This window comes from Bradyrhizobium ivorense (genome assembly GCF_900696085.1).
Lineage (GTDB): Bacteria > Pseudomonadota > Alphaproteobacteria > Rhizobiales > Xanthobacteraceae > Bradyrhizobium > Bradyrhizobium ivorense.
This window is the reverse complement of sequence record NZ_CAADFC020000022.1, coordinates 1-23585: the sequence shown is the minus strand read 5'-3', so window position 1 is coordinate 23585 and position 23585 is coordinate 1. Positions and strand designations below refer to the sequence as shown.

22 protein-coding genes are annotated in these 23585 nt (G+C 65.5%); 10 read left to right on the top strand and 12 right to left on the bottom strand.

The window, feature by feature from the left end; translation table 11 throughout:
• Window position 1: 1 nt before the first annotated feature.
• Window positions 2-1222: an LL-diaminopimelate aminotransferase gene (locus CI41S_RS27770; protein WP_139862490.1), complete on the bottom strand. Its 1221-nt coding sequence runs from the start codon at window positions 1220-1222 to the stop codon at window positions 2-4.
• 212 nt (window positions 1223-1434) lie between these two features.
• Window positions 1435-1737 (bottom strand): hypothetical protein, encoded by a 303-nt coding sequence (locus CI41S_RS27765; RefSeq protein ID WP_347339273.1) that lies wholly within the window; start codon window positions 1735-1737, stop codon window positions 1435-1437.
• 316 nt (window positions 1738-2053) lie between these two features.
• Here CI41S_RS27765 and CI41S_RS27760 point away from each other — a divergent pair, with 316 nt between their 5' ends.
• Window positions 2054-3862: a PHA/PHB synthase family protein gene (locus CI41S_RS27760; RefSeq protein ID WP_139862488.1), complete on the top strand. Its 1809-nt coding sequence runs from the start codon at window positions 2054-2056 to the stop codon at window positions 3860-3862.
• Window positions 3863-3935: 73 nt separating this feature from the next.
• Window positions 3936-4334, top strand: coding sequence for an MAPEG family protein (locus tag CI41S_RS27755; protein ID WP_139483929.1), 399 nt, complete (start codon window positions 3936-3938; stop codon window positions 4332-4334).
• A 41-nt stretch (window positions 4335-4375) separates the two neighbouring features.
• On the opposite strand, the gene CI41S_RS27750 is transcribed toward CI41S_RS27755, so the two are convergent.
• The 5 genes from CI41S_RS27750 to CI41S_RS27730 all read right to left on the bottom strand — a co-directional run bounded on the left by CI41S_RS27750 (window position 4376) and on the right by CI41S_RS27730 (window position 8614).
• Entirely contained in the window at window positions 4376-4969 is a 594-nt protein-coding gene (locus CI41S_RS27750; RefSeq protein ID WP_139862487.1) for a class I SAM-dependent methyltransferase, read from the bottom strand.
• Window positions 4970-4982: 13 nt separating this feature from the next.
• On the bottom strand, window positions 4983-5972 hold the full coding sequence (argC, locus tag CI41S_RS27745; protein WP_139862486.1) for an N-acetyl-gamma-glutamyl-phosphate reductase: 990 nt from the start codon (window positions 5970-5972) through the stop codon (window positions 4983-4985).
• Entirely contained in the window at window positions 5969-6634 is a 666-nt protein-coding gene (locus tag CI41S_RS27740; RefSeq protein ID WP_139862485.1) for an FMN-binding negative transcriptional regulator, read from the bottom strand. The genes argC and CI41S_RS27740 overlap by 4 nt, the downstream gene beginning before the upstream one ends.
• 308 nt (window positions 6635-6942) lie before the next feature.
• Complete coding sequence (locus CI41S_RS27735) at window positions 6943-7932, bottom strand: MBL fold metallo-hydrolase (protein ID WP_139483933.1); 990 nt, start codon at window positions 7930-7932, stop codon at window positions 6943-6945.
• A gap of 151 nt (window positions 7933-8083) precedes the next feature.
• A complete protein-coding gene (locus tag CI41S_RS27730) occupies window positions 8084-8614 on the bottom strand; it encodes a DedA family protein (protein ID WP_139483935.1) in 531 nt (176 codons plus the stop codon).
• A gap of 191 nt (window positions 8615-8805) precedes the next feature.
• Between CI41S_RS27730 and CI41S_RS27725 the strand changes: the two genes are divergently transcribed.
• From CI41S_RS27725 to CI41S_RS27710, 4 genes are all read left to right on the top strand, one after another.
• On the top strand, window positions 8806-9174 hold the full coding sequence (locus CI41S_RS27725; protein WP_139483936.1) for a hypothetical protein: 369 nt from the start codon (window positions 8806-8808) through the stop codon (window positions 9172-9174).
• Window positions 9175-9296: 122 nt separating this feature from the next.
• Window positions 9297-11357 carry a DNA topoisomerase IV subunit B gene (parE, locus tag CI41S_RS27720; protein ID WP_139862484.1) on the top strand — a complete coding sequence of 687 codons (2061 nt, stop codon included), beginning with the start codon at window positions 9297-9299 and terminating at the stop codon, window positions 11355-11357.
• Between the two features lie 234 nt (window positions 11358-11591).
• The gene (locus CI41S_RS27715; RefSeq protein ID WP_139483938.1) at window positions 11592-12383 is read left to right on the top strand and encodes an outer membrane protein; all 792 of its coding nucleotides are present in this window, start codon (window positions 11592-11594) and stop codon (window positions 12381-12383) included.
• 286 nt (window positions 12384-12669) lie between these two features.
• Window positions 12670-13440, top strand: coding sequence for an SDR family NAD(P)-dependent oxidoreductase (locus CI41S_RS27710; protein WP_139862483.1), 771 nt, complete (start codon window positions 12670-12672; stop codon window positions 13438-13440).
• 82 nt (window positions 13441-13522) lie between these two features.
• Here the strand turns inward: CI41S_RS27710 and CI41S_RS27705 are convergent, their stop codons facing one another.
• The 3 genes from CI41S_RS27705 to CI41S_RS27695 all read right to left on the bottom strand — a co-directional run bounded on the left by CI41S_RS27705 (window position 13523) and on the right by CI41S_RS27695 (window position 17323).
• On the bottom strand, window positions 13523-14299 hold the full coding sequence (locus CI41S_RS27705) for an outer membrane protein (protein ID WP_139862482.1): 777 nt from the start codon (window positions 14297-14299) through the stop codon (window positions 13523-13525).
• A gap of 203 nt (window positions 14300-14502) precedes the next feature.
• Window positions 14503-15747 carry an FAD-dependent oxidoreductase gene (locus CI41S_RS27700; RefSeq protein ID WP_172628215.1) on the bottom strand — a complete coding sequence of 415 codons (1245 nt, stop codon included), beginning with the start codon at window positions 15745-15747 and terminating at the stop codon, window positions 14503-14505.
• Between the two features lie 67 nt (window positions 15748-15814).
• A complete protein-coding gene (locus CI41S_RS27695) occupies window positions 15815-17323 on the bottom strand; it encodes a caspase family protein (protein ID WP_139862481.1) in 1509 nt (502 codons plus the stop codon).
• Between the two features lie 218 nt (window positions 17324-17541).
• On the opposite strand from CI41S_RS27695, the gene CI41S_RS27690 reads away from it, so the two are divergent.
• The 4 genes from CI41S_RS27690 to CI41S_RS27675 all read left to right on the top strand — a co-directional run bounded on the left by CI41S_RS27690 (window position 17542) and on the right by CI41S_RS27675 (window position 22373).
• Window positions 17542-18498 (top strand): AraC family transcriptional regulator, encoded by a 957-nt coding sequence (locus CI41S_RS27690; RefSeq protein ID WP_139862480.1) that lies wholly within the window; start codon window positions 17542-17544, stop codon window positions 18496-18498.
• Window positions 18499-18655: 157 nt separating this feature from the next.
• Complete coding sequence (locus tag CI41S_RS27685) at window positions 18656-19324, top strand: helix-turn-helix domain-containing protein (RefSeq protein ID WP_139862479.1); 669 nt, start codon at window positions 18656-18658, stop codon at window positions 19322-19324.
• 253 nt (window positions 19325-19577) lie between these two features.
• Window positions 19578-21050 carry a DEAD/DEAH box helicase gene (locus CI41S_RS27680; RefSeq protein ID WP_139483943.1) on the top strand — a complete coding sequence of 491 codons (1473 nt, stop codon included), beginning with the start codon at window positions 19578-19580 and terminating at the stop codon, window positions 21048-21050.
• Between the two features lie 255 nt (window positions 21051-21305).
• Window positions 21306-22373: a GGDEF domain-containing protein gene (locus CI41S_RS27675; RefSeq protein ID WP_139862478.1), complete on the top strand. Its 1068-nt coding sequence runs from the start codon at window positions 21306-21308 to the stop codon at window positions 22371-22373.
• 128 nt (window positions 22374-22501) lie between these two features.
• Here CI41S_RS27675 and CI41S_RS27670 read toward each other — a convergent pair whose 3' ends face one another.
• Both CI41S_RS27670 and CI41S_RS27665 read right to left on the bottom strand, forming a co-directional pair.
• Window positions 22502-22966 (bottom strand): TfoX/Sxy family protein, encoded by a 465-nt coding sequence (locus CI41S_RS27670; protein ID WP_139862477.1) that lies wholly within the window; start codon window positions 22964-22966, stop codon window positions 22502-22504.
• Between the two features lie 301 nt (window positions 22967-23267).
• The coding region (locus CI41S_RS27665) for a transposase (protein WP_139862476.1) at window positions 23268-23585 on the bottom strand (318 nt) is incomplete at its 5' end.

Below are 23585 nucleotides of genomic sequence, written 5' to 3'. Positions count from 1 at the left end.
ATTAGCGTCGGTTGGCGAGAGGAACCACGTTGTGCAACGTTTCGATGCCGCTTTCAAGGAAGCGGCGCACGCCGCGCGCGGCCTGCCGGATCCGCTGCTCGTTCTCCACCATCGCGATGCGGACGTAGCCTTCGCCATGCTCGCCGAAGGCGACGCCGGGCGACACCACGACGCCGGACTTCTCCACCATCAGGGTTGCGAACTCCATGCTGCCGACCGCCTCGAACGCCTTCGGCAGCGGTGCCCAGGCGAACATCGAGGCCTGCGGCGGCGGAATGTCCCAGCCGGCGCGGCCAAATGACTCGACCAGCGCGTCGCGGCGCTTGCGGTAGGTGTCGCGCATCTCGCGGATGCAGTCGTCGGGCCCGTTCAGCGCCGCGGTCGCCGCCACCTGGACCGGCGTGAAGGCGCCGTAATCGAGATAGGATTTCACCCGCGCCAGCGCCGCGATGATCCGCTCATTGCCGACCGCAAAGCCCATGCGCCAGCCGGCCATCGAGAACGTCTTCGACATCGAGGTGAACTCGACGGTGACGTCGATCGCGCCCGGCACCTGCAGCACCGACGGCGGCGGATTGTTCTCGTCGAAATAAACTTCGGCGTAGGCGAGGTCCGACAGGATGAAGATCTCGTGCTTCTTCGCGAAGGCGACGAGGTCCTTGTAGAAATCGAGGTCCGCGACATAGGCGGTCGGGTTCGAGGGATAGCAGACGATCAGCGCGATCGGCTTCGGGATCGAATGGACGATCGCCCGCTCGACCGCCTCGAAGAATTGCGGCGTCGGCTCCGACGGCACCGAGCGGATCACGCCGCCCGCCATCAGGAAGCCGAAGGCGTGGATCGGGTAGCTCGGGTTGGGACACAGTACGACATCGCCCGGCGCGGTGATTGCCTGCGCGACATTGGCAAAGCCCTCCTTGGAGCCGAGGGTCGCCACCACCTGGGTGTCCGGATTGAGCTTCACCCCGAAGCGGCGGGCGTAATAGCCGGCCTGGGCCTTGCGCAGGCCGTTGATGCCGCGCGAGGCCGAGTAGCGGTCGGTGCGCGGCTTGCCGAGGGTCTCCTTGAGCTTCTCGATCACATGCGGCGGGGTCGGCAGGTCCGGGTTGCCCATGCCCATGTCGATGATGTCGGCCCCGGCGTTGCGCGCGGCCGCCTTGGCCTGGTTGACCTTCTCAAAGACGTAAGGCGGCAGACGGCGAATGCGGTAGAAATCTTCCATGGGACCCTTGCTCCGACAACCGCCATGCCAGAATCGACCACCCCGTCGGTTGCCGAAGCCGGAACAGGCCTCATCCGGAAATCGCACTAGATCAATGACTTAGGGCGAATTCAGGCGCGCGATCTGGGGCGACGGCCGGATCTGCGGTTGAATTGAAGTTCTTTTACCACGGACGCTCCGTAGCGCCAGCGCAGATCGGCCCCGTCCGGCGGCTACTTCCCGGCCGCGGCGTTCGCCGCAGCCGCGTCGCCCGCCGCAGCCGCGTTCTGGGCCGCCGCCGTCGCCTGGCGCTCCCGCGCCGCCTTGAGCTCGGCTTCCATCTTGGCCTGATCCGCCGGCTTCATGGTCTGCTCGCTGCGGTCGGGCGGAAGGTCGTGGACCGGCAGGTAGCCGCTCGAATCCCTGGCGCGCGCCGGAGCATCGGCCGGCAGAGTGTAATCCGCGATCGTGCTCGAACAGCCGCCCAGCGCCGCAATCGACGCAAACAGCACTGCGGCCGCAAGGCCTCTTTTCATTCGATCGATCGGCATGTGCCGAAATGTCCCCAACAAGCTAGCGCGCAGGTCGCACGTTGCCGACACGGGTCGCACTGGTACGAGCCTTTGGTACGAGCCTTGCAGCCTCCGCTGCGTCAATTCTCGCCTTGACCGTTCAAACCATTGTCGCCCGAAACGGTTAAAGCGGGAACAGGAAATGCGAGCCGTAAGGCTTCAATATGTCAGAACGAAGATTTTTATCGCGGTGCAACAGAAGGAAACATTGGAATTTGACTGATTATCGTTACCGCACCGCGCGATGACGCCCACCAAACGACGCGATATTGTCCATCAGATGAGCAACGTGACTACCGAACCCGAGACCGCCCCCAAATTCAACGCCGAAGCCTTTGCCATGAACATCGCGCGCGCGATGGAGAGCAGCGGCCAGGCCCTTGCCGCCTACCTCAAGCCGCGCCAGAGCGGCGAGCTGCGCGACAAGACCCCGAACGAGCTCGGCGAGGTCATCAAGACCTTCAGCGTGGTTGCAGAGTACTGGCTGTCCGACAAGGAGCGCGCCTCCGAGCTGCAGATGAAGCTCGGCAAGGACTACCTCGATTTGTGGGGCGCGGCAGCACGCCGCATGGCCGGCGAAGCCGACGCCAAGCCCACGATCGAGCCGGCGCCGCGCGACAAGCGGTTCCAGGATCCGGAGTGGAAGTCGAATCAGTTCTTCGATTTCATCCTGCAGCTCTATCTGCTGACCTCGAAATGGGCGCAGGAACTGGTCCGCAACGCCGACGGGCTCGATCCGCACACCCGCAAGAAGGCCGAGTTCTACGTCCAGCAGATCACCAACGCGCTGGCGCCGTCGAATTTCATCCTGACCAATCCGGAGGTGCTGCGCGCCACCGTCGACAGCAATGGCGACAATCTGGTGCGCGGCATGAAGATGCTGGCCGAGGATATCGAGGCCGGCCACGGCACACTGCGGATCCGCCAGTCCGATCCGACCAACCTCGAGGTCGGCGTCAACATGGCGACGACGCTGGGCAAGGTGATCTTCCAGAACGATCTGATGCAGCTGATCCAGTACTCGCCGGCAACCGAGACCGTGCTGCGCACGCCGCTGCTGATCGTGCCGCCGTGGATCAACAAGTTCTACATCCTCGATCTGCGGCCCGAGAAATCCTACATCAAATGGTGCGTCGATCAGGGCATCACGGTGTTCGTGATCTCCTGGGTCAATCCGGACAAGGAGCTCGGCAAGAAGACCTGGGCCGACTACATGACCGAAGGCCCGCTCACCGCGATGGACGTGATCGAGAAGGCCACCGGCGAGATGAAGGTGCACACCGCCGGCTACTGCGTCGGCGGCACCCTGCTCGCCTCGACGCTGGCCTATCTCGCCGAGAAGCGCCGCCAGCGCGTGACCTCGGCGACGTTCTTTGCCGCGCAGGTCGACTTCACCCATGCCGGCGACCTTCTGGTGTTCGTCGACGAGGACCAGATCTCGGCGCTGGAACGCGACATGTACGAATCCGGCGTGCTCGACGGCGGCAAGATGGCGATGGCCTTCAATATGCTGCGCTCGAACGACCTGATCTGGTCCTATGTCGTGAACAACTATCTGAAGGGCCAGTCGCCCTCGGCGTTCGACCTGCTGCACTGGAATTCGGACGCCACGCGGATGCCGGCGTCCAACCATTCCTACTATTTGCGCAACTGCTACCTGGAGAACCGGCTGTCGACCGGCACCATGGTGCTCGACAACACGCTGCTCGACCTGTCGAAGGTCAAGGTCCCGGTCTACAACCTCGCCGCCCGCGAGGACCACATCGCGCCGGCGGAATCGGTGCTGTACGGCTCGCAGTTCTTCGGCGGCCCGGTGCGCTACGTGCTGGCGGGCTCCGGCCATATCGCCGGCGTGGTCAATCCGCCGGCGTCGAACAAGTATCAGTACTGGACCAACGACAACATCAAGGACGTCAAGCTCGCGGACTGGCTGAAGGGCGCCGAGGAGCACAAGGGCTCGTGGTGGCCCGACTGGCGCGAATGGCTGGCGAGCCACGATCCGGAGACGGTGCCGGCGCGCGATGTCGGCTCGGTCGCGACGCCGCCGCTGGAGGACGCTCCGGGCAGCTATGTCCGCGTCCGCGCGTAGCGAAAGGCCTCCCGCTCAGCTATAAACAGACCATCCCGGCGGTCGGGAATCGAAATCATTTGAGGGGGATACGATGACGCGCGAACTGTTCTGGCTGTCGCTGACGGTAATCCTGACCGGGCTGCTGTGGATCCCCTACATCCTCAACCGCTGTCAGGTGCGCGGCCTCTCCGGCGCCATGGCCAACCCCTCGCGCAACGACAAGCCGCATGCCGAATGGGCCAACCGGCTGATGTTCGCGCACGACAACGCGGTCGAGAATCTCGTGATCTTCGCGCCGCTGGTGCTGATCCTCAACGCCGCCGACTATTCCACCAAATGGACCGTGCTCGCCTGCGCCGTCTATTTCTGGGCCCGTGTCGCGCATCTGATCGTCTACACGCTCGGCCTGCCCGTGTTCCGCACGCTGGCGTTCACGATCGGCTTCCTCGCCCAGGCCGTGCTGGCGCTCGCGATCTTCAAGGTGCTCTGAACCTCCCTTTCCGCCGGTTGCGGCAACGGCCCGACCGGCGGCTACCTCTCCCCCTTGCGCACGACGATATGCAGCATCGTCGCCGGCGCCTCGTCAAAGCTCTTGATCTCGCTGGTGTCGCGCGACACGTCGGTCCACGCCCCCGACGCGGCGTAGGTCGACGCCAGCCAGTCCGGCGAGGGATAATTGTAGTAACGGCCGATGCTGTCGCGGCCGTCGTCGTGGCCGATCTTGTAGCTCGCGTAGAACAGCCCGCCGGGCTTCAACGCGCGGTGGATGCGGCCGAGAATGCCGGCCAGTTCGTCGCGCGGCACGTGCAGCAGACAGGCGCTGGCCCAGACGCCGTCATAGGCCTCTTGGTCCTCGAGCTCGTCGAACCGCATCGCTTCAACGGGATGATTGATGCGACGCGATGCGACCTCCGCCATCTCGGGCGAACCATCCGTCGCGCGCAGCGCAAAACCGTCGGCGAGCATCACCGCGGCATGATTGCCGGCGCCGCAGCCGAGTTCGAGAATCGCGCCGCCGGCCGGGAGCAAGGCCAGAAAGCCTTTGAGCCGGGTGGACGGAGCTTTCGCCCACCCGGCATAGGCCTCGGCATTGCGCCGGTAGAATTGCAGCGTGTCCTCGTCCACGATGCGCGCGGCGTCAGGCGTCGGCCAGCCCGAGCATCAGCCGCATGTTCTGCACGGCCGCGCCCGAAGCGCCCTTGCCCAGATTGTCAAGCCGGGCCACCAGCACCGCCTGATGGTGCTTGTCGCTGGCAAAGACATAGAGCTCGAGCTGGTTGGTCTCGTTGAGCGCTTCCGGCTCGAGCTTGCCGCCCTTGCCCGGCTCGTTCAGCGGCATCGCCGTGACGTACTTGCTGCCGGCGTAGCGCTTCGCCAGCGCGGCCTGCAGGTCGGCGCCGCTGGGCTTGCCCGGCAGCGTGTCGAGCTGCAGCGGCACCGAGACCAGCATGCCCTGCCGGTAGTTGCCGACCGACGGGATGAAGATCGGCCGCCGCGTCAGCCGCGAATAGAGCTGCAGCTCCGGCACGTGCTTGTGCTCGAAGCCGAGGCCGTAGAGCTCGAAGGCCGGCGCCGAGCCGTCCTCGAAACTCGCGATCATCGACTTGCCGCCGCCCGAATAGCCGCTCACCGCGTTCAGCGTGAGCGGATAGTCCGGCGGCAGCAGCCCGGCATCGACCAGCGGCCGCAGCAGCGCGATGCCGCCGGTTGGATAGCAGCCCGGGTTGGAAACCTTCGCCGCGGTCCGGATCTTGTCGGCCTGGTCGGGCGCGAGTTCGGCGAAGCCGTAGGCCCAGTCGGGCGCGACCCGATAGGCGGTCGAGGCGTCGAGCACCTTCGGCGCCGAGTTGCCCATGGTGTCGATCAGCGCCACGGTCTCCTTGGCGGCCGCGTCGGGCAGGCAGAGGATCACGAGATCGACCTCCTCCATCAGCGCGCGCTTGGCGCCGGCATCCTTCCGCTTGTCCTCGGCAATGTGCTTGACCTCGACGTTGTCGAGCAGGCGCAACCGCTCCTGGATGCCAAGCCCGGTGGTGCCGGACGCACCATCGACGAACACGGTCGCCTTGGTCGCACCGCTTTTGGGCTGGTTAACGCTCTTGGGCTGGTTGGTGTCGGTGAGGGTCATGGCACGCTCCTTTCGAGTTCGTTCGCTTGGTTTGCAAAGACGTCCGGCCGCGCCTGCCGCATCAGCTGCGCGATTGCTTGCGCGCCGGCATCGGTCTGCGCGGCAAGGTTGCCCGCGACCGCGGCAAAGTCGGTCTCGGATTTGTGCTGGTTCAGCTTGAAGCTGCCCTCCACCTCTTCCACCGTCATCTCGAAGCCGACGATGGCCTTCTTCATGGCATCCAGCCGCGCGGCTGTCATCTTGGCGGCCGTCCACGGCCTCTTCGGCGCCAGCCGGCTCTCGAACTTGGCGCTCAGCGCCTCGATCTGGGCGGCGAGTTCCTCACCCGACAAGGTCCGCACCGGCCCGGTCAGATGCACGGCCTGATAGAGCCAGGTCGGCACCTGGTCGGGCGACACGTACCAGTCCGCCGACACATAGGCATCGGCGCCGGTGACGGCCAGCAGCCAGGGGCCGGCATCGGCCAGCTTTACCAGCGGATTGTGACGGGCGACATGAAACAGCGCCTGCGGCGTGCCGTCGGCGGCGTAGGTCAGGTAGAACGGCAGCGCGGAGGCGATCGGCCGCGCGCCGTCCCACGCGCAGGCAAGGCCGAAGCCGCGCGCTTCCGCAAAGCCGAGGCTTGCGGCGCGGTCAGGCTTGAATACCGGTGGCGTATACATGGTCGAAACTCCTGCATGACGTAGGAGCCGCCAGATCGTACCGCGTGTCTTTTTTCAGGAGAGCGCCGCGGGACAAGATCCGGCGGCAGAGGCGATGATCGTTAAACGCGAACGACCGCCCGTACCGCAGAGGTACGGCGGCGGCGGGCGATGATGATGGTCGCGGCGTTGATCATGGGCGCGGCTATAAGGCCGCGCCCGTTTCGCGTCAAGATGCTGTCTCGTCATTCCGGGGCGATGCGCCAGCATCGAACCCGGAATCTCGAGATTCCGGATTCGCCCTTCGGGCGCCCCGGAATGACGGGCGGCTAGATGGTCGGATTCCACGCCGCCGGGACGACGCGGTAGCCGTCGCCGTCCTTGACGATGTTGCCGACGCCCGGGAACGGATAGTGGAAGCCCTGCACCTGCAGCTTCTCGGCGACCAGCATGTCGTAGACGCGGCGACGGGTCTTTTCCGCCACGCCCGCGTCCTGGTCGAAGAAGGCGTGCCAGCCGGGATTGGCGGCGAACAGGTTGGGATGGTTGGTGACGTCGGACTGGATGAAGACCTTCGCCGAGCCGGACGACAGCACATAGGAGGTGTGGCCCGGGGTGTGGCCGACGGTCTCGACCGAGGTCAGGCCCGGCGCGATTTCCTTGCCCCATTCATAGGGTGTGACCTTCTTCTTCAGGCCGGCCTCGAAGATGTTGCGGTTGTTCTTGAACAGGCCCTGCATGCGGCCGGCCGGCGCGCGGCTCATCTCGCCGTCGTCCATCCAGAACTTCCACTCGGTGGCCGGCACCAGCACTTCGGCATTTGGGAACGCCGGCGTGCCCTCGGCGGTCAGCAGGCCGTTCACGTGGTCGCCGTGGAAATGCGAGATCACGACCATGTCGACAGCCTTGGGATCGAAGCCGGCGGCGACGAAATTCTCCGCGAACAGGCCGTTGGCGCCCTTGCTGTTGGCCTTCGACGTCGCGCCGTTGCCGGTGTCGATCACGACCAGCTTGCCGCCGGTGTTGAGCACGAGCGGTGCGAAATAGATCGTCATCATGTCAGGCGGCATGAAAGCCTTTTCTAGTGCCGCGTTGACATCCTCGCGCTTCGCATTGGTGACAAAGGAGTCTTCCAGCTTGAAGACGTTCTTGCCGTCGGAGACCACGGTGACCTGGATGTCACCGACCTTGTAGCGATAGAAGCTCGGCGCCTGCTTGTCGGCGATCGGCGCAGCCGCCTTGGCAGAAACGGACGGCAACAATGGCGCAGCGGCGAGGCCGGCCGCGCCGGCGAGAGCGTGACGACGTGTCAATTCCATGTCATGTCCTTCCAGTGAGCGGTAATGGCGCGTGGTGACGTCAGCGCCTGTTGGGCGAGATCTTGGCAGGGTTCAATGGTTCCGCGATGACAGCGACGCAGCCTGCTGTCATCCCGCGTAACCCCTGCATCATAGCGTTATTCCCCACCCGTCACACCGCCCGCCACATCCATTCGGCGGCATGGGCGATGATGTCGCCGAACAGCAGCAGCGCGGCCGACCAGACCAGCGCGGAGACGAAATTGGCGATCTGGAATTGCCAGTACGCCATCTCGAAAATGCCGGCGGCGAGCGGCACCGAGGCGCGCAGCGGACCGAAGAAGCGGCCGATGAAGATGCTGGGCACCCCCCATTTCCTGACGAATTCCTCGCCGCGCGGCAGCAACTCAGGGTAGCGCGACAGCGGCCACATCTGCGCGACATGCTCCTTGTAGCGATAGCCGAACCAGTAGGAGACCCAGTCGCCGAGCGCAGCCCCGATGCCGCCGGCGATCCACACCGGCCAGAAGCTGATGCCGCTGACCCCGATGAGTGCGCCGATCGCGATCAGCGCCCCCCAGGCCGGCACGAGCAACGAGATGAAGGCGAGCGATTCGGCGAACGCCAGCAGCATGACGATTGGAGCGGCCCAGACCTGGTGGTGGCGCACGAACTCGGCCAGGGCGCGCGCAAAATCTTCCATCTCGTCGAGTGCCTTCCCGCTCCGTTGAACGTCCGTGAATGAACCTTTCTAGCGGCCTTCCGCCTAAGAAGAGGTAAGCCAGCCCTCCACGTGACATCAAGTCACAAAGGCGGGGGATCGCACGTGATTTCCCGAAAGACCGCCTCGGTTCAGGCTGGCTGGCATCTCCCCCACAAGAAAAGGAAATACGGATGATCGGATCACTGATGATGTGCGTCAGCGTCGTCGTCTTGCTGTTCGGAATGCTCGCGGGCATCGCCATGGGTATCCAGCACGACTTCACGCTCGGGCCCGCACACGCGCATCTCAACCTCGTCGGCGGCGTACTGCTATTCCTGTTCGGCCTCTACTACCGCATGGTGCCGGCGGCCGGCACCATGCTGCTGGCGAAGATCCAGGGTTGGCTGCACATCGTGGGCGGCATCCTGTTTCCCGCCGGCGTGGCGGTGGTGCTGCTGAAGGGCCCCTCGCTCGAGGCCGCCCCGATCGCCGGATCGCTGCTGGTGGTTCTCGCCATGATCCTGTTTGCGATTGTTGTCTTCCGCACCTCGCGGGCGTAAGCGGACTTCCTATCTGTGGGGCGGCCGGGCGCTGCCTTCGGCCGTCCCCATTTTCAGCCCATCCGTGGCATAGTCAGAAGCAACCGATTCGCGGCGCGGTTTCGCGCCATACTTGAAGAAACATGTCCAAGCCTCAGAAATCAAACACTAAAACGAAGTCAGCCGACGATCTGTTCGGAGCCCCGGAGTCGAAGGGGCGCGCGCCGTTGAAGGTCGCCGCCCGGTCCGGCGGCAGTGCCGAGGACGGCTATACGGCGGCTGACATCGAGGTGCTGGAGGGGCTGGAGCCGGTCCGCAAGCGGCCCGGAATGTATATCGGCGGCACCGACGAGAAGGCGCTGCACCATCTGTTCGCCGAGGTGATCGACAACTCGATGGACGAGGCGCTGGCCGGCCACGCCACCTTCATCGAGGTGGAGCTGACCGCCGACGGCTTCCTCACCGTCACCGACAATGGCCGCGGCATTCCGGTCGATCCGCACCCGAAATTCCCGAAGAAGTCGGCGCTCGAAGTCATCATGTGCATGCTGCACTCCGGCGGCAAGTTCGGCTCCAAGGCCTACGAGACCTCGGGCGGTCTGCACGGTGTCGGCGTCTCCGTGGTCAACGCCCTCTCCTCACGGCTCGAGGTCGAGGTCGCGCGCAGCCAAAAACTCTACCGCATGACCTTCGAGCGCGGCATTCCCAAGGGCAAGCTCGAGGAGCTCGGCAAGATCAACAACCGCCGCGGCACGCGCACCCGCTTCAAGCCGGACACCGACATCTTCGGCGCCAAGGCCGCCTTCAAGCCGCAGCGCCTGTTCAAGATGACGCGCTCGAAGGCCTATCTGTTCGGCGGCGTCGAGATCCGCTGGCGCTGCGATCAGGAGCTGCTCAAGGGCGTCGAGGATGTGCCGCCGGAGGCGACCTTCCATTTCCCCGGCGGCCTGAAGGATTATCTGACGGCGGCGATCCACGCCGACACGCTGGTGCATCAGGATATCTTCTCCGGCAAGTCCGGCCGCAGCGGCTCGCACGGCGCCTGCGAATGGGCGGTGGCCTGGACCGCCGATGCCGACGGCTTCCTGTCGTCCTACACCAACACGGTGCCGACGCCGGACGGCGGCACCCATGAATCGGGCCTGCGCAGCGCGCTGCTGCGCGGTTTGAAGGACCATGCCGAGCGCGCCGGGCAAGGCAAGCGCGCGGCCTCGATCACCTCGGAAGACGTGATGGTCGGCGCCGCCGTGATGCTCTCGGTGTTCGTGCGCGAGCCTGAATTCCAGGGGCAGACCAAGGACCGCCTCGCCACCGCCGAAGCGCAGCGCATCGTCGAACAGGCGATGAAGGATCCGTTCGACCACTGGCTGTCGGGCAATCCGAACCAGGCCAACCGCCTGCTGGATTTCGTGATCGATCGCGCCGAGGAGCGGCTGCGCCGCCGCCAGGAAAAGGAGACCGCGCGCAAGTCCGCCGGCAAGAAGCTGCGCCTCCCCGGCAAGTTGACCGACTGCTCCAACGCCGGCACCGAGGGGTCGGAGCTCTTCATCGTCGAGGGCGACTCGGCCGGTGGCACCGCCAAGCAGGCGCGTAACCGCGAGACCCAGGCCATCCTGCCGTTGCGCGGCAAGATCCTCAACGTCGCGTCCGCCGGCAAGGACAAGCTCACCGCCAATGCACAGATCGCCGACCTCGTTCTGGCGCTCGGTTGCGGTACGCTGACGCATTACCGCGAAGAGGATCTGCGCTATTCGCGCATCATCATCATGACCGACGCCGACGTCGACGGCGCGCATATCGCTTCGCTGCTGATCACCTTCTTCTACCGCCAGATGCAACCGCTGATCGACCAGGGCCATCTCTATCTGGCGGTGCCGCCGCTCTACAAGCTGACCCACGGCACCAAGACGGTGTACGCCCGCGACGACATCCACAAGGATGAGCTGATCAAGGCCGAGTTCCACGCCAACGCCAAGGTCGAGATCGGCCGCTTCAAGGGCCTCGGTGAAATGAACCCGACGCAGCTCAAGGAGACCACCATGGATCCGGCCACGCGCACCTTGCTGCGCGTGAAGCTCTTGACCGAAGACCGCGAGGGCACCGCCGATTCCGTGGAACGGCTGATGGGCACCAAGGCGGAAGCTCGATTTGCCTTCATCTCCGACAAGGCGGAATTCGCCAGCGACGACCTGCTGGACGTCTGAACAGGCCCGTAGCCGATTGATTTCGAAGGATTTTCCGGCCGCCTCCGATCGGGGGCGGCCGTTTTCATTCGCCTTTTCGGAGCACCCCGCCCACTTCGTTTTCGGCTGGTTGTGTCTCACCCGCAACAGCATTTCCGGCGGAACTGCGTATAGTCCGACCATGAGTTTCGGGAATCGGTGCCAGCGCGCCTCCGTCAAGCGACCCGATCGAACGCTAAAGTCGAGGATTTGGATATGAAGAAGTTTCTGCTCGCTCTGACCGCGGTTGCTGCGATGACGGCATCGGCGTCGGCGGCTGACCTCGCCGCCCGCCCCTACACCAAGGCTCCGGCCCCGCTCCCGGTGGCGCCGAGCTGGACCGGCTTCTACATCTTCGGCGGTGGCGGCGGCGGCATCTGGGACGCTGACACCCACACCCAGACGACCATCGGCGGCCTGCCGCTCGTCGGCATCAATCAGCGCCAGGGTGGCGATGGCTGGTTCGGCACCGTTGGCGCCGGTTACGACTGGCAGGTCTCCCCGACCTGGGTGTTCGGCGTGTTCGCTGACGGCCAGTTCGGCAGCCTGAAGGGCACCATTCAGGATCAGGCCATCTTCGTCGCGGGCAACATCAAGAACGACTACTCTTGGGCCGCCGGCGCACGCCTCGGCTATCTGGTTGCGCCGAACGTGCTGTCCTACGTCAACGCCGGCTACACCAACTCGCACTGGAAGGGCACTGGCCTGTTCAGCACGATCAGCGGTCTGGACGCTGGCCTGCACACCAACGATTTCGACCGTGGCGGCTGGTTCGTCGGCGGCGGCGTCGAGAACAACCTGAACATCTTCGGCATCACCGCGCCGGGCTGGTTCATGAAGACCGAGTACCGTGCCGCCTACTACGACCGGAAGAACGTCTCCGAGCTGATCAACGGCACCAACGTCTCGAACGGCACCGACATCAGCTTCAAGCCCTTCGTGCAGACCATCAGCACGTCGCTGGTCTACCGCTTCAACTGGAGCGGCCCGGTTGTCGCCAAGTACTGATCTCTGCTGATATCGTAGACCAAAGCCCCGGGCATCGCCCGGGGCTTTTTCGTTTGAGCTAACGCCCGGAGATTGCCGCCTTGAGCAGCCCGTAGGCGCGGCCTGGCTGCCGGCGCATTTTTCCGGTCCTCCATGCGCGATTCCGGCCTTGCCGATCGCGGCGGCATCGTATCCGATCAGGAGGTACGGGCGCTCCCTGGAACGGTTTCTGGTGGCCCGCGCCGGCGCGCGCGAGGCTCTCACCGTTCGGCTCGCGCGCCCTTCCCTCACACAGCGGACAACAACAATGAAAAACCAACTGTTTGATCTCTCCGGCAAGGTCGCTGTCGTCACCGGCGGCAATGGCGGCATCGGGCTCGGCATGGCCCAGGGCATGGCGGATGCCGGCGCCGCGATTGCGGTGGTCGGCCGCAACGAGGCGAAATCGAAAGCAGCGGTCGAGGATCTGCGGCAGCGCGGCGTCAAGGCGATCGCGGTGGCAACCGACGTGACCGATTCGTCGGCGGTGACCGCCATGGTCGAGCGTGTCGCCAATGAGCTCGGCCGCATCGACATCCTCGTCAACAATGCCGGCATGAGCATCCGCAAGCCGCCGCATGAGCTCGAGCTCGACGAGTGGAGCAAGGTGATCGACACCAACCTGACCAGCGCCTTCATGTGCTCGAAGGCGGCCTATCCGGCGCTGAAGGCATCCGGCCGCGGCAAGATCATCAATATCGGTTCGATGATGTCGATCTTCGGCGCCAGCTTTGCTGCGGCCTATGCCGCGAGCAAGGGCGGCATCGTGCAGTACACCCGCGCCTGCGCCAACGCCTGGGCGCCCGACAACATCCAGGTCAACGCCATCCTGCCCGGCTGGATCGACACCGACCTGACGCGCGGCGCGCGCCAGCAGGTTTCAGGGCTGCACGATCGCGTGCTGGCGCGCACGCCGGCCGGACGCTGGGGCGCGATCGACGATTTCGCAGGGATCGCCGTGTTCCTGGCCTCGCCGGCCTCCGACTTCGTCACCGGCACCGCGATTCCGGTCGACGGCGGCTACTCGGTGATGGTCTGAACTCTCCGAAGAGATCGTGCGCAAACAAGAAAGCCCCGGCGCATTGCCGGGGCTTTCGCAACTCTGTGGGTGCGAACGAGACTCAGTAGCGCGCGATCGCCGGCGCGTCGAACTTGTAGTTCAGGCGCACCACCGCCCACTGGATGTCGCGCGGCTTGGCGTCGAACGTATAGGTGCCGCCCGAGGTGCCCGCGAGCTGATAGGTCGCACGCTCGAAGGCGGCGTAGTTGTACTCGACGCCGACGGTCCAGTTGCGGGTGATGCCGTATTCCCAGCCGCCGCCGACGGTCCAGCCGCTGGCCCAATGGGTCTGGCTGCCCGAACCGGTTGCCGGGTTGGCGACGTTGTCGACCACCGACAGGCGGTTGTTCACGCCTGCATAGCCGCCCTTGAAGTACAGCAGGTTGTTGTTGATCGCGAGGCCGGCGCGGCCGACGATGGTCGCCATGAAGTTCGCGCGCCAGCTGAACTGATCATCGAGACCGCCGAACACCGCGTTGTTGAGCCGGCCGGAATTATCGAGGCCGGAGAACGTGCCCTCGACACCGAACACGAAGTTGTTGGCCTGCCAGTTGTAGCCGATCTGGCCGCCGCCCATGAAGCCCGAGCCGCGCTGACGGAAGCCCTGGCCCGGAACGAGATCGCCGAACGCCGTGGTGTTGGCGCTGTTGACCCACTGCTCGTTGGTCCAGGCGCCGCCGAGATGGCCGCCGATGTAGAAGCCGGACCAGTTGTAGACCGACTCAACGTAAGCCGGCGCCTTGGTGTAGGGACGCGCGCCGAGGTCGGCCGCGGATGCGACGCTGACGCCGAGGGCGGTCGTGACGGTCAGCGCGGCAATGAATTTGGTACGAAACATGGTGGCACCCCAAATTGTCTGATGGGCGTTGTCTGATGGGTGCCAGCTTTCCCAGAGAGACCCTTACCAAAAGAAAACTCGAGCGCCGGGCGACGCCGAATCCGCGCGCGGCGGATTCGAATCCTGCCCCGCTGTTGCAGCCGCGCAACTTTTCATAGTTAATTTAAGCCACTGTTATCCTTGACGAATTCCTACCTGCGCGGTCAGCTTCGGGCCGGCGAATGGACGTGCTCGGGCCGCACGCCGAGGCCGAGCGCGCGCGCCGTAAGTCCCTGCAGCCACGGGACCGCGGTGATGAGCCGCAACGCCAACGGCATCGGCTGATCGCCCGGCTTGAGCGCGGCGGTGATGATGTTGTTCTGCGCGACCACCTGGATGCGCTGGGTCGCCCGCACCGGAAATTCGCGCCGCCGCCTGACCGCATCGAGCTCGTCCTCCGACGGGCAGCCATCGGCAAGCTTCGCCGCCAGGATGTTGGCGGTCGCCACCGCGTCCTGCACCGCGAGGTTGACGCCGACGCCGCCGATCGGCGACATCGCATGCGCGGCATCGCCGATGCAAAGCAGGCCCGGACGGGTCCAGCGCGTCAGACGGTTGATCGCCACCGTGAGCAGCTTGAAGTCGTCAAAGCTCTTCACGTCGGCCATGCCCGCTTTCAGGATCGGCGCAAGCTGCAGAATGTCGTTGATCAGCGCCGGCAATCCCCTCGCCTTCACCGCTTCATACTGTCCCTTGGGGATCACATAGGCGCATTGCCAATAGTCGCCGCGATCGAACGTCACCATCATCTTGCCGCGCTCGACGCGGGCGAACAAGTTCTCGGTCTCGTCCGGCCGCCGCGGGACGCGAAACCACAGCACGTCCATCGGCACGCCGATGTCCTCCACCGCAAGGCCGGCGCGCTCGCGCACCGTGGAATGACGGCCGTCGCAGGCGATGGTCAGATCCGCGGCGATCTCGATCGGGCCATCCGGCGTCGTTGCACGGACACCGGTGATGGTGTCGCCGCGCCGGAGCAGATCGGTGGCTTCGGTGTTCATCAGCACCTTGAGCGACGCAAAGCGCTTGCCGCTCTCGCGCAGGAAATTGAGGAAATCCCACTGCGGCATCATCGCGATGAACGGATATTTCACCTTGAGGCGGCTGAGGTCGGCGACCCGCACCGATTGGCCGCCGAAGATGCCGTCCATCTTCTGGATCCGCTGGTGCGGCAGCTTCAGGAAGCCGTCGATCAGCCCGAGCTCGTCCATCACCTGCAAGGTCGAGGGATGCACGGTGTCGCCGCGAAAATCGCGGAAGAAATCGGCGTGCTTCTCGAGCACCACGACGTCGACCCCGGCGCGCCCGAGCAGGTAGCCTAGCATCATGCCGGCCGGTCCGCCGCCGACCACGCAGCAGCGCGTCTTCATCGTCCGCGCATCCGGTTGTTGCAGATCGCCAGCATTCATGGCGTCATCCCTCCGCTCGACCTCACGTCCGCATTGTAACGCGGATCGAACAGGAACGCTGCAAGGGCTAGCGCCTGAAGGTCTTGATCTCCGACACGCTGCCGTCGCGATAGGTCAGCTCCACCGAGACCGATTTGGTCTGCGGCGCGAGCTTCAGATAGGGTTGCGCGTCGGACGGAATAGCGCTCGGGTCGCGCGAATTGCAGGCCGGCATCTTCAGGACCTTGTCCGGCACCGCGCTGTCGATGCCGATCCGCACCTCGCGGATCGCGCAGCGGTACGACATCAGATGCGTGTAGTAGACCAGCAGGCCGTTGAACTCGCGGAACGACAGCCAGCTCGTCGCGGTCATGTCGAGGATCTTGCGCTGGTCGCGGATCAGCGCGGCGTCGGGATCGAACCTGATCGGGAACGGCCCCTGCATTTCGCCCAGCGTATCGACATAGCGCAGCTGGATGGTGCCGGCGGGCGCATCGGCCGGCAGCTCGATCGACGGGTTGGGCATCCGCTTGCGGGTGCGCGGATCGAGCGTGTCGATGAAGCCGGTCTCGCGGAAATCGCCGGCATCGCCCATCCGCCAGGAAATCCCGAGCGTCGGGTCGGCGATCGAGAACACCACGGTCCAGCCGCCATTGTGCCGCGAGAAGCTCGCGATCGGCGCGTTGACGGAATCCTCCTTCGGCAGTTTTGGCACCGAAACCGGTGGCAGCGCCGCAACCTGCTGCGGCGGGGCCGAAGGCTTGATTGCATCCTTGGCAGCGTCGGCGAGCTCCTTGACCGCCCCGTTCAGGAAGACGTCGTCGACCATCTGGTCGAAATACACCGGGATCTGCTTGTGCTTGACGGTCTCGGCCGCCTCGCTGACCAGGCGCCGCGTGCGCTGCGCGACCTGCACCAGGTTTTCGCCGGGCTGCAGCAATTCCCTGGCGAAGGTCCGCGTGAACACCGAATTGGGATTGGTGTCGTCGTTCGACAGGCGGTCGAGCGCGGTCTGCCGCGGCCCCGCCGAAAACACCGAGAACACACCCTCCGGCAGCTGCGTCATCGGCGCGAGCCCGCCGCCGCCCGCCACCGCGCGGGTGCCGGCACGCTCGAACGGGTTGTTGCGGCAGGCGTCGAACACCAGGATCGAGGTGCGCGCCTTCTTGTTCTGCAGCCGCTCGACGATGCGGTCGGCCAGCACCGAGGCATCACGCACCAGTTCCTCCTGCCCTTCGGTCGCGGCCGGCACGTCGGTCGGCAGCAGGAAATTCTGGCCCATGATCTCGAAGCCGTGGCCGGCATAGAAGAAGAACGCGGTGTCGCCGGGCTCGACGGTGCGGTCGAAGGCCAGCAGCGTTTCGGAGAACGCCTGGCGGTTCAGGTTCTCGGCCACCATCACGGAAAAGCCGAGCTGTTTCAGCGTGTCGCCCATGGTGCGGGCGTCGTTGACCGCCTTCTGCAGCTTCGGCACGTTCCTGTAATCATTGTTGCCGATGACCAGCGCAACGCGCTTGGCGGCATGCGCCGGCACCGCAAAGGCCAACAGGGCCGCCGCGACGATTATTGCCGATAATCCCGAAAGCCAGCTCTTCATCCTCGTTCCCGCATGCACGGCGCGCCGGCGACCCACGACCGCCGCATAATAGTCGGACGAGCCGTTTGCCCGGTTCAAGCCCCGACGGTGATACCGGCGCATCGTTCTGACCGGCGACCATCCGCCAAAATGAGCAGGCCGCGCAGCCGCCGGTCACGTTCCCTTTTCGCATCTGCATGATAGGTTCTGCGTCTCCGCGAGTCCAAGGGCTGCCTCCCGTGTTCACATGGTCTACCGAACAAATCGATCCGCGCGATCGCTTTGATTATTGGCGTGAAGTGCGCGCCAAGGGATTGTTCGGCGTCACCGCGGAGCTCGAGCCCGAGCATCGGCAGGATTTCTTCGGCAGATTCTCGCTGCGCAAGCTCGGCAATGCCGGGCTCGTCGAGCTGCGCGCCTCGCCCTACCGCGTCGAGCGCCGCGACGGCGACATCGCCGATGCGCGCAGCGACAGCCTGTGCATCTACCAGCAGCTTGGCGGCGGCGGCTGGTTCAGCGGCGGCCGGCTCGAGGACTTTGCGGTGCGCGACGGCATGTTCGCGACCAGCTATGCCGACCTGCCGTACCGGACGGTGCCGCTCCGCGACGACGGCTTCAACCTGCGCATCATCAAGGTCCCGGTCGCCGACATTCCCCTGCCGCGCCGCGCCACGCTCGACGAGCTCGTCCCCAAGCCGGTGCAGGATCAGGCCGCGCTGCGGCCGCTGCTGGAATCCTGCTTCCACGACCTCGTCGAGGGCGGCGATGCCGCGCATGCGGACACCGCGCCGCTGGTGCAGGCGCTGGCCCATATCGCGCTGATCGAGCGCGGCGTGCTCCGCTCGGCCAGCCGGCTCGGGCAACAGGCGCTACGAACCGGCCGCCTGTCGCTGGCGCGCCGTCTGATCGCGCGGCAGCTCGCGCAGCCGACGCTGTCACCAACCCTGGTGGCCTACACGCTCGGCATCTCGGTTCGTCATCTGCATGTCCTGTTCGAAGACGCGGAGATGAGCTTCTCGGAGACGCTGACACGGCTCCGGCTCGACCGCAGCCGCCGCCTGCTGCGCGAGCGGCCGGACTGGACCATCGCCGACGTCGCCTTCGCCTGCGGCTTCGAGAGCCTTGCGACATTCTACCGGCTGTTCAATGCGGCCGAGCAGATGACGCCGGGCGACTACCGGGCTCGATCCGCCTGAAGCCGGCAAAGCGCCGGCGCGCTGCCGAATTGATCGGCGTGCGCGCAATGAGAAGACGCCCCGCGACCGCTGCGCCAAGACTACGCCGGCGACGTGCAGGGCGAGATCATGGCGGTGATTGGCGGCAGGCGGGGAATGAGGCGTGGCGCGCCGTGCGATGCGCAGCGCGCCGAACCTGGCAACGGCATGGTGCGCCATGCGTGCTGATGCTGGACCGCCACCCACCGCTCCCGGCTCGCCCGCGGCCCAGGTTCGTTTCGATCAGCGCCTCGACCAGAGCTGGCGCGGATGGGCGCCGTTGAAGGAGGCCTGCGCGGCCGATCTCAAGAACGCGATGGAAGCCGACGATGCGGCGAGGATTCCGCCGCTGGTCAGGGCCGTGGCGGACTTCACGCTGATCGAGCGCGGCGCGATCGGCCCGGGCAGCCGGCGCGCGCAGCGGACGCTGCGGATCGCCCGGCTCAGCCTGGCGCGCCGCCTGATCGCGCGGCATCTGTCGAAATCATCGCTGTCGCCGACCTTCGTGGCCGGCCTGCTCGGCGTCTCGGTGCGCTACCTGCACGTGCTGTTCGAAACCACCGGCACGAGCTTCTCGCAGACCGTGGCCATCAAGCGCATGCAGGAGAGCCGCCGGCTGCTCCGCGAGACGCCGCCGCGGCCGATCGCCGAGATCGCCCATGCGTGCGGGTTCGGCAGCCTTGCAACGTTCTACCGGATCTTCAACGCCTCCGAAGGCCTGACGCCCGGCGAGTTCAGGGCTCGCGGCAGCGGTGCCGACGCCTCGTCCCCCGCTACCGAGGCCACGGGCCATTTGACCGTAAAATGACGGAAAAGCCGCCCATTTAGGCGAAAACATTAAGCTTTTTCGGCCATCGGACCGGTTCCCTGATTGACTTTGCCGGTTTGGCCCCTATGTTGCGGGGCAACGCGGCCTCGGATCGAAGCACGATTCGTCAGGTTTGCCGCCCGTCAGCGTCCTTTAGCAGCCCCCGAGCTTTTTTGAGAAGCGAGCCGTTTCGGGGCCGAACGCGACAGCCTTTTACTTTCGATTCCGAACGGCGGTATCGACCAGAGGCTCAATGTCCTTTTCCAATCTCGGCCTGTCCGACAAGGTCCTCGCCGCAGTCGCGGCCACCGGCTACACCCAGCCCACTCCCATCCAGGAACAGGCAATCCCGCACGTCCTCGCCCGCCGCGACGTCCTCGGCATTGCCCAGACCGGCACCGGCAAGACCGCTGCCTTCGTTCTCCCGATGCTCACCATCCTCGAAAAGGGCCGCGCCCGGGCACGCATGCCCCGCACCCTGATCCTCGAGCCGACCCGTGAGCTCGCCGCCCAGGTCAAGGAAAATTTTGACAAATACGGCGCCGGCCAGAAGCTCAACGTCGCGCTCCTGATCGGCGGCGTCTCGTTCGGCGACCAGGACTCCAAACTGACGCGCGGCGTCGACGTCCTGATCGCAACCCCCGGCCGCCTGCTCGACCATACCGAACGCGGCGGACTGCTGCTCACCGGCGTCGAGCTCTTGGTGATCGACGAAGCCGACCGCATGCTCGACATGGGCTTCATCCCCGACATCGAACGCATCTGCAAGCTCGTCCCGTTCACGCGGCAGACCCTGTTCTTCACCGCGACGATGCCGCCGGAAATCAGCCGCATCACCGAGCAGTTCCTGCACAACCCGGCCAAGATCGAGGTCTCGAGGCCCGCAACCACGGCGGTGACCGTGACCCAGTCGCAGGTGCCCGCCGGCCGCGAGGCACACGAGAAGCGCGAGATCCTGCGCCGCCTGCTGCGCGAGGCCAAGGACCTCAACAACGCGATTATCTTCTGCAATCGCAAGCGCGAAGTCGCAGTGCTTCACAAATCGCTGCAGAAGCACGGCTTCAGCGTCGGCGCCCTCCACGGCGACATGGATCAGAGCGCGCGCATGGCCGCGCTGGATCAATTCCGCAAGGGTGAGCTGCCGCTGCTGGTCGCCTCCGACGTCGCCGCGCGCGGCCTCGATATTCCGGCCGTCAGCCACGTCTTCAATTTCGACGTGCCGCATCATCCCGATGACTACGTCCATCGCATCGGCCGCACCGGCCGCGCCGGCCGCACCGGCACCGCGATCTCCATCGTCACCCCGCTCGACAACAAGTCGATGGCCGCGATCGAAAAGCTGATCGGCCAGCAGATCCCGCGCGCCGAGGGCGACTACACCGTGCACAGCGACGCCTCCGACGAGGCCGACGCGCCGCGCCGCTCGCGCGGCCGCGATGGATCACGCGAGGGCGGCCGTGGCGGCCGCAAGCCGCGCCGCGAGCGCGAGCCGCGCCACGACAGGGAGCCGCGCCAGGAGCGGACGCAAGAGCGGGCTCAGGAGCGTGAGCCGCGCCAGGAGCGCGAACCGCGTCACCGCCGCAATGCACCGCCGCAGGAGCCGTCGCACGTGCCGTCGATCGGCCGCGCCGAGCCGCGGCGGCAACAGCGCGAGGCGGACCACGAACCCGCCGATCATTCGCATCTGCCGGCCTTCCTGCTGCGCCCGGTGCGCGCACGCGCATAAGCCCCGGCCGGCTTCAAGCGGACGCGCACGGCGAGCTGTGTTGCTGCTGTCTTGCGACGGATGCGCGCGGTGCTGCGTGTTTGAAGCAAATGCGCGCAGAATTCGACGGGATCCGGCACGCTGCGGCGACCGCGGCCGGCTCCCGTAGTTCTACTGTTTACCTCGCCTTCACTCTCGTCCCGTACCCTCGCCCCAATAGTTTAGTTATTGCTGCCGGGCGATGACCCGGCGTTGCTGCGCATTGGGGACGTGACAGTGGTCAAACTGCTGGACGAGCACGAACGTACATTGGCCTTTGCCGACGTCGCACTTGGTCAGATCCGCTCGCTTCGCCAGACCGCCGTGCCGCGCAACTACGAAATCTGGTACGTCTACGCGACCGGCTACAACGCTCCGCTCAACAAGGTCATCAACGAGACGCTGGCGCGCAGCGGCAAGCTCAGCGAATCCGATCTCGAGCAGATCTACGAGACCTATCTTTCGCACATCAAGACCTCGGACAGAATCGACAAGGTCGGCGCCCGCGTCATCGGCGAGATCGACGATGTCATGAAGCTGATCACCGACGCGCTCGGCGTGTCGGCGACCTATGATGCGAGCCTGATCGGCGCCCGCGACAAGCTGGCGACCGCCACCTCGCGCGACCAGATCAAGGCGATCGTCGAGGGCCTGGTGAAATCGACCCGCGAGATGCGCGACACCAACATGGCGCTGGAGAACCGGCTGGCGCTGTCGAAATCCGAGATCAGCGACCTGCAGCACAGCCTGGAAGCGATCCGCGCCGAGAGCCTGACCGATCCGCTGACCGGGCTCGGCAACCGCAAATATTTCGATCGCTCGATCGACATGGCGGTGCAGACCGCGCTCGCCTCTAGCGAGCCGCTATCGCTGCTGATGTTCGACATCGATCACTTCAAGTCGTTCAACGACTCCTACGGCCACCTCACCGGCGACCAGGTGCTGCGGCTGGTGGCGCAGTCGCTGAAGCAGACCATCAAGGGCCAGGACATCACCGCCCGCTACGGCGGCGAGGAGTTTGCGGTGGTGCTGCCCAACACCGCGCTGCGGCAGGCGCTGACGGTTGCCGACCACATCCGCCGCGCCGTGATGGCCAAGGAATTGAAGAAGAAGTCGACCGGCGAGATCCTCGGCCGCGTCACGATCTCGGTCGGCGTCTCGATGCTGAAACCCACCGACGACACGGATTCGCTGATCGAGCGCGCCGATGCCTGCCTCTACGCCGCCAAGCGCGCCGGCCGCAACCGCGTGATCTGCGAAGCCGACCCAGAGTACAGCAGCGAGACGCAGACCCGCGTGGCGTGATCTTTCGCCCTTCGCCTCCCTCAGCCGTCATTGCGAGCGAAGCGAAGCAATCCATAGTCCCGCACGTGCGGAGCTATGGATTGCTTCGTAGCTACGCTCCTCGCAATGACGTGGATGTAGTCGGACGCTCAGGATGAGGATCTTTTCCTCGGCGCGCGCTTCTTCTTGGCCGCAGGTTTCCTTGCGGCCGCCTTCTTCACGGCCACCTTCTTGCCCACTGTCTTCTTGCCCGCAGCCTTCTTCGCTGGCGCCTTCGCCTTCCTTGGCCGCTTGCGCAGCGCGGCGCGTTGCGCAGCCGCGAGCGCCGAGCGCGCCCACACCGCAAGCTCCTCGGTATCGTCGAAGAGCCGTGCCGGCAGCTGCCAGTATGAGTTGACCAGCACGGTCTTCGACCGCGTCTGATACTGGAAGGGTTTTGAACCCTCCGCCTCGAATTGCGGAATGGTCTCTTCGTCGGCGCGGAAGTAGAGCCCGGCCCGCAGCGCCAGCGCGAAATTGGTGCCGTCAGCGGAGATGCCGTAGCCGGAGAACATCCGGCGCAAGGTCACCGGGCCGAAGTCGGCAAACAGGTCTGTCAGGAATTCGCGGTCCATGTCCCGTCGCCCCCATGCACTGCCCTATCCACGTCATGTATGGACGGCCCCCTGTCGGCAAGGGCTTTCTTGATGTTTCGGCAAGCGGATCGGGGAGCGGTCATGTATACGGCCTCGAGATGCGGCCATTGACCGCGGGCCCTGATGGAGATCGCTGATCGAATTCCAATCATTGCGGCGCGCTGTGACGCGCGATGACGTGGCGGAGTGTTTCGATCCCGGTTTCCTGACCATTTGCCATCACACCTTGATTGCCCTTCCGATAGGAATGAGCGCGAGCGCGGCGGCTGTCGCCCCTCGACTAGGCAGCAGCCGGCGCGCTCGCGCGGTCGCGGTAAGGTTCTCCTTTGACCAGCATGGCCCAGATGATGCGCGCGGTCTTGGCGGCGAAGGCCACCATGGCGACCTTGTAGGGCCGCCGCGCCAGCAAATCACGCAGCCATGGATCGCTGACGCCGCGCGCCTTCTGCTGCCGCAGATGGGCGCTGGCGCCGTTGATGAAGAGCGCGCGCAGCACGCGATCGCCCTGCTTGGAGATGCGGCCTGGGCGATGCTTGCCCCCGGTGCCGTGATCTTTGCCGGTGAGCCCGATCCAGGCGGCAAAGTCCCGGCCGGAGCG

Excerpts from the sequence above, each read along its gene's own strand:
- CI41S_RS27765 (WP_347339273.1), bottom strand. The coding sequence starts at position 1,737 with ATGAAAAGAGGCCTTGCGGCCGCAGTGCTGTTTGCGTCGATTGCGGCG.
- CI41S_RS27680 (WP_139483943.1), top strand. The coding sequence starts at position 19,578 with ATGTCCTTTTCCAATCTCGGCCTGTCCGACAAGGTCCTCGCCGCAGTC.
- CI41S_RS27755 (WP_139483929.1), top strand. The coding sequence starts at position 3,936 with ATGACGCGCGAACTGTTCTGGCTGTCGCTGACGGTAATCCTGACCGGG.
- CI41S_RS27770 (WP_139862490.1), bottom strand. The coding sequence starts at position 1,222 with ATGGAAGATTTCTACCGCATTCGCCGTCTGCCGCCTTACGTCTTTGAG.
- CI41S_RS27735 (WP_139483933.1), bottom strand. The coding sequence starts at position 7,932 with ATGGAATTGACACGTCGTCACGCTCTCGCCGGCGCGGCCGGCCTCGCC.
- CI41S_RS27740 (WP_139862485.1), bottom strand. The coding sequence starts at position 6,634 with ATGTATACGCCACCGGTATTCAAGCCTGACCGCGCCGCAAGCCTCGGC.
- CI41S_RS27715 (WP_139483938.1), top strand. The coding sequence starts at position 11,592 with ATGAAGAAGTTTCTGCTCGCTCTGACCGCGGTTGCTGCGATGACGGCA.
- CI41S_RS27695 (WP_139862481.1), bottom strand. The coding sequence starts at position 17,323 with ATGAAGAGCTGGCTTTCGGGATTATCGGCAATAATCGTCGCGGCGGCC.
- CI41S_RS27730 (WP_139483935.1), bottom strand. The coding sequence starts at position 8,614 with ATGGAAGATTTTGCGCGCGCCCTGGCCGAGTTCGTGCGCCACCACCAG.
- CI41S_RS27670 (WP_139862477.1), bottom strand. The coding sequence starts at position 22,966 with ATGGACCGCGAATTCCTGACAGACCTGTTTGCCGACTTCGGCCCGGTG.
- CI41S_RS27685 (WP_139862479.1), top strand. The coding sequence starts at position 18,656 with ATGCGCAGCGCGCCGAACCTGGCAACGGCATGGTGCGCCATGCGTGCT.
- CI41S_RS27760 (WP_139862488.1), top strand. The coding sequence starts at position 2,054 with ATGAGCAACGTGACTACCGAACCCGAGACCGCCCCCAAATTCAACGCC.
- parE (WP_139862484.1), top strand. The coding sequence starts at position 9,297 with ATGTCCAAGCCTCAGAAATCAAACACTAAAACGAAGTCAGCCGACGAT.
- argC (WP_139862486.1), bottom strand. The coding sequence starts at position 5,972 with ATGACCCTCACCGACACCAACCAGCCCAAGAGCGTTAACCAGCCCAAA.
- CI41S_RS27710 (WP_139862483.1), top strand. The coding sequence starts at position 12,670 with ATGAAAAACCAACTGTTTGATCTCTCCGGCAAGGTCGCTGTCGTCACC.
- CI41S_RS27705 (WP_139862482.1), bottom strand. The coding sequence starts at position 14,299 with ATGTTTCGTACCAAATTCATTGCCGCGCTGACCGTCACGACCGCCCTC.
- CI41S_RS27700 (WP_172628215.1), bottom strand. The coding sequence starts at position 15,747 with ATGAATGCTGGCGATCTGCAACAACCGGATGCGCGGACGATGAAGACG.
- CI41S_RS27725 (WP_139483936.1), top strand. The coding sequence starts at position 8,806 with ATGATCGGATCACTGATGATGTGCGTCAGCGTCGTCGTCTTGCTGTTC.